Origin of the sequence: Polaromonas sp., assembly GCF_018780625.1 — a bacterium.
Lineage (GTDB): Bacteria > Pseudomonadota > Gammaproteobacteria > Burkholderiales > Burkholderiaceae_C > Polaromonas.
The window spans coordinates 1-4,741 of the sequence record NZ_JADMJK010000181.1 but is presented as its reverse complement, the minus strand read 5'-3'; the positions used below and the strand labels follow the sequence as shown (position 1 = coordinate 4,741).

The window sequence follows — 4,741 nt, the reverse complement described above, 5'->3', positions numbered from 1 at the left end:
GCGGCAAGGACGCCAGCCCGCTGTTCAGGCAGCTGGCCGCCAGCACCGGCAAGGCACCGGGCTGGAACTTTCACAAATACCTGGTGGCCCGCGATGGCTTCAGCGTGCTCAGCTTCGACACCCGCACCGACCCCGCCAGCCCGTCATTTGTCGCCGAAATTGAAAAGCAACTGGCCCGAAAATAATCCGCCGCTGAATTTAATTACCAATCAGTCACTATATTGACTAAATGGTAATTTACGTTTTATGATGCAGGCATGCGCCCACCTTGCCGTCGCCATGACACGCCCGCCACGCCCCTGAAAAAAGCCTTGACCGTGCCGGTGGCAGGCCTGCGCCGTTCCAGCCTTCACAAAACTTTACCGGGCCAGCCCCGGGCCGGCAGGGAACTATGGTCACCACGCCGCCCTCCAAAAAAGCCAGGCGCCGTCTGTATTTACACGCGGCGCCCGCGAAAAATCAGTTTCATTGCTGCGAAGCCTTCCGAGCCGTTGTGGCTCGGATGCCAGCCCGGGGCGGTTCTCCTCCTCCCTCCCCAAGTTCGCTTCGGGACGCTTCGCAGCATTTTTATCTTTCCGGGGCGCCCATGAGCGGCCCTTTACGCGTGGCGATTGTGGGTTCGGGCATTTCGGGCCTGGCCGCCGCGCATGCACTGCGCGGCCTGGCCGATGTCACGCTGTTTGAGGCCGGCGACTATTTTGGCGGCCACACCCACACGGTGGACGTCACCCTGCCCGGCCCCCAGGGCCCGGTCACGCACGGCGTGGACACCGGCTTTCTGGTGTTCAACGAACACACCTACCCGCACCTGATCGCGCTGTTTGCAGAGCTCGACGTGGAAACCGCAAAGTCGGACATGTCGTTTTCGGTCCAGGTGCCCGGTGCGTTGAACGGCCGGGCGCTGGAATGGAGCGGCTCCAGTCTTAACAGCGTGTTTGCCCAGCGCGGCAACCTGGGCAACTGGAAATTCCTGCGCATGCTGGCGGACATCGTTCGCTTCAACCGCGTCACCACGGTGCTGGCCCAATCGGGCGCCGACAGCGCGCCGGCCATGATGCAGCCGCTGGGCGATTTCTTGCGGGCCCGGAAGTTTTCAGACGAATTCCGCGACTGGTACTTTTTGCCGATGATGGGCTGCATCTGGTCCTGCCCGACCGAGCAGATGCTGCAGTTTCCGGTGGCCACCATGATCCGCTTTTGCCACAACCACGGACTGCTGCAGATCACCAACCGGCCCCAATGGTGGACGGTCAAGGGCGGCGCCCGCCACTACGTGGACAAAATCGTCAGCCAGATTGGCGACAAGCGACTGAACACCCCGGTCCGCCTGATTGAGCGCGACGCGGGCGGCGTGCGCGTGGTCACCGACAGCCAGGCCCAGCGCTTTGACAAGGTGGTGCTGGCCGCGCACTCCGACCAGTCGCTGGCACTGCTCCGCGCGCCCAGCCCGGCCGAGCAGGCGGTGCTGGGCGCCATCCGCTACCAGCCCAACCGCGCCGTGCTGCACACCGATGCCTCGGTGCTGCCGCAAAAAAAGCTGGCCTGGGCCGCCTGGAACTACGAGCGGACCCCGGCATCGGCGGGACAGGCCCCCGGCGTGTGCCTGCACTACCTGATCAACCTGCTGCAACCGCTGCCGTTTACCCAGCCCGTGGTGGTGTCGCTCAATCCGGTGCGCGAGATTGCGCGACAAGAAATCCTGGGCGAATTCGACTACACGCACCCCGTGTTTGACATGGCCGCCCTCCAGTCGCAAAAAGAACTGGCGGGCTTGCAGGGCCTGCAGCACAGCTATTTCTGCGGTGCCTGGACCGGCTACGGCTTTCATGAGGACGGGCTGAAGTCGGGGCTACAGGCCGCGCAGCTGCTGCTGAAACACGCACGGGAGGCGGCATGAACTGCGGCGACTGGCCCCCCCAGCCGCTGATCGGCTTTGGCGAGGTGCGGCACACGCGGCTGCGCCCGGCCCGCAACGCCTTCAACTACCCCACTTATTTCCTCATGCTGCCGATGCGCCATTTGCACCAGCACGGCAGCGGTGCGCTGGCGCACAACCGGCGCGGGCTGCTGAGCTTTCATGACCGCGACCACGGCGAAGGCGGCGACAACGCGCTGGCCTGGCTCGATGCGCTGCTGCTGCGCGAAGGCGTGCACGACGCCCACGGGGAAGTCTGGCTGCACACCTACCCGCGCGTGCTGGGCTACACCTTCAAGCCGGTGAGTTTCTGGTACTGCCACCGCGCGGACGGCACGCTGCGCGCCATCGTCGTCGAAGTCAACAACACCTTTGGCGAACGCCACTGTTACCTGCTGGACGATCCCCAGTACGGGCTGGAACTCACGGCCAACAAGGTGTTCCATGTCTCGCCATTCTGCACGCTGGCGGGCGGCTACCGCTTTCGTTTTTTGCAAAGCGCGCAAGGCGGCGTGAAAAAAACCGTGGCCCGCATCGACTACCACGACAGCGACAACGACAGCGGGCCGCTGCTGCAAACCAGCGTCAGCGGCACGCTGGAGCCCCTCACCGCGGCCAGCCTGCGCAAGGCGGTGTGGCGTTACCCGGCCATGACGCTGGGCGTGGTCGCCCGCATCCACTGGCAGGCCTTCAGGCTCTGGCGCAAACATGTGCCCTTTATCCGAAAACCGGCTCCCCCCAAACCTTTTGTGACGCGATGAACACCCTCCGACCCTCCACCGTGCCGCAGGCCTTTGCCATTCCAGACGGTGCGCCGCGCGCCGGCCGCACCGCCCTGAAGCTGCTGCAACGCCTGCGCCACGGCACGCTGACGGTGCAGTTTCCCGATGGCTCGCTGCAGCGCTTTGGCAACGGCACGTCGCCCACGGCCAGCCTGCACCTGCACAACTGGAAACCCTGCGCCGCCGCGCTGCGCTCGGGCGACATCGGCTTTGCCGAGAGCTACATCGCCGGCGACTGGAGCACAGCGCACCTGACCGACCTGCTGCAGGTCTTCATCGTCAACCGCAAGGAAGTCGAGGACGTGATCTACGGCAGCTGGCTGGGCCGCCTGGCCTACCGCGTCAAGCACCTGCTTAACCGCAACACCAAGGCCAACAGCCAGAAAAACATCCACGCGCATTACGACCTCGGAAACGCCTTTTATGCGCTGTGGCTGGACAACACGATGAACTATTCGTCGGCGATTTTCGAGTCGCCAGACAGCACCATGAAGGAAGGCCAGTACGCCAAGGTGCGGCGCGCGCTCAGCATGGCGCGTGTGCAGCCCGGCGATCGGGTGCTTGAAATTGGTTGCGGCTGGGGCGCGCTGGCCGAAATGGCCACCACCGAGTTCCAGGCCAGCGTGGTCGGTGTGACGCTGAGCACCGAGCAACTGGACTGGGCCAGAGCCCGCATGGCGAGGCTGGGCACCGCAGACCGGGCTGATCTGCGCCTCCAGGACTACCGCGACATTGGCAAAATCACGCCCGATGCGCCCTTTGACGCGATCTGCTCGATTGAAATGATCGAGGCCGTGGGCCGCGAATACTGGCCCGAATACTTCCAGACCCTGGCCCGCCTGCTCAAGCCCGGCGGCCATGCCTGCATCCAGAGCATCGTGATTGCCGACGAGCTGTTTGAGCGCTACATCGGCTCCACGGACTTCATCCAGCAGTACATCTTTCCGGGTGGCTGCCTGCCCTGCCCGCGCGAGTTTCGCAAGCAGGCCCATGCGGCCGGCTTTGACGTGGTGGACGAGCTGTCGTTTGGCCAGGACTACGCGCGCACCCTTCAGCTGTGGCGCGATGACTTCTTGGCGCAAGAGTCACGGGTGCTCCAGCTCGGGTTTGACAAAAGGTTTATCCGCATATGGGAGTTCTACATGGCTTACTGCGAAGCGGCTTTTACGCAGGCCAACACCAGCGTCATGCAGTTCACGCTGCGCAAACGACTGGACTCGCGCTGAAACGGCTGCTGCTGGCCGCTGCGGCCGGCCTGCTGTGCGCGGGCGCCGCGCTGGCGCAATCGCCCGCGGCCACCACGCTGGAAGTTGCAGGCGCCCTGCCGCAGGGTCAGCTGATCGGCCAGGGACGGCTCACGGTCTGGGGTTTTCAGGTCTACGACGCGCGCCTGTGGGCGGCCACCGGCTTTGGCGCGGGCGGCTACGCCAGCCAGCCCATGGCGCTGGAACTGGCTTACCTGCGCGCCTTTGACGCGGTCGAGGTGGCCAAGCGCTCGCTGCAGGAAATGCGCCGCAGCGCCGCCATCAGCGAGGCGCAGGCGGCGCAGTGGACCACCGAACTGCTGCGCGTGATTCCGGATGTCCGCAAGGGCGACCGCATCACCGGCGTGCACCGGCCCGGCGTGGGCGCGGCGTTCTGGGTCAACGGCCGGGCCAGCGGCGAAATCCGGGACGCCGAATTCGCCCGCCTGTTTTTTGGCATCTGGCTGTCCCCGAACACCTCCGAGCCCCAGTTGCGCCAGGCGCTGCTGGCCGGAGCCGGCGAGTGATGCTGCCCCTCACCACGCGCCAGGGCCTGGCCTATGGCTTGCTCGGCCTGCCGCTGGCCTTTGTCGCCTTGCCGCTGTATGTGATTTTGCCCAACCACTATGCGCGCGCGTTTGGCGTGCCGCTGGCCACGCTGGGCGCGCTGCTGCTGGGCGCCCGGCTGTTTGATGCGCTGATCGACCCGCTGCTGGGCCGCCTGGTTGACCGGCTGTTTGCGCGTTCGGCCCGCGCCGTGCTGGCGCTGGGCGGCGTGGCCGCGCTGGTGCTGGCGCTCG

5 protein-coding genes and 1 pseudogene are annotated in these 4,741 nt (G+C 65.4%); all 6 read left to right on the top strand.

Annotated elements, in window-relative coordinates:
* Positions 1-185: pseudogene (locus tag IV091_RS14210) on the top strand (glutathione peroxidase); the annotation flags it as partial.
* A 401-nt stretch (positions 186-586) separates the two neighbouring features.
* Positions 587-1,897 carry an FAD-dependent oxidoreductase gene (locus IV091_RS14205; protein ID WP_293469839.1) on the top strand — a complete coding sequence of 437 codons (1,311 nt, stop codon included), beginning with the start codon at positions 587-589 and terminating at the stop codon, positions 1,895-1,897.
* Positions 1,894-2,676 carry a DUF1365 domain-containing protein gene (locus tag IV091_RS14200; protein WP_293469837.1) on the top strand — a complete coding sequence of 261 codons (783 nt, stop codon included), beginning with the start codon at positions 1,894-1,896 and terminating at the stop codon, positions 2,674-2,676. Before IV091_RS14205 ends, IV091_RS14200 begins: the two co-directional genes overlap by 4 nt.
* Positions 2,673-3,923, top strand: a complete 1,251-nt coding sequence (locus tag IV091_RS14195; RefSeq protein ID WP_293469835.1) for a cyclopropane-fatty-acyl-phospholipid synthase family protein — start codon at positions 2,673-2,675, stop codon at positions 3,921-3,923. Before IV091_RS14200 ends, IV091_RS14195 begins: the two co-directional genes overlap by 4 nt.
* Positions 3,827-4,468 (top strand): chalcone isomerase family protein, encoded by a 642-nt coding sequence (locus IV091_RS14190; protein WP_366807010.1) that lies wholly within the window; start codon positions 3,827-3,829, stop codon positions 4,466-4,468. Before IV091_RS14195 ends, IV091_RS14190 begins: the two co-directional genes overlap by 97 nt.
* Positions 4,468-4,741 (top strand): MFS transporter (locus IV091_RS14185; RefSeq protein WP_293469833.1); only part of this gene is annotated, 274 nt, incomplete at its 3' end. The genes IV091_RS14190 and IV091_RS14185, both read left to right, overlap by 1 nt.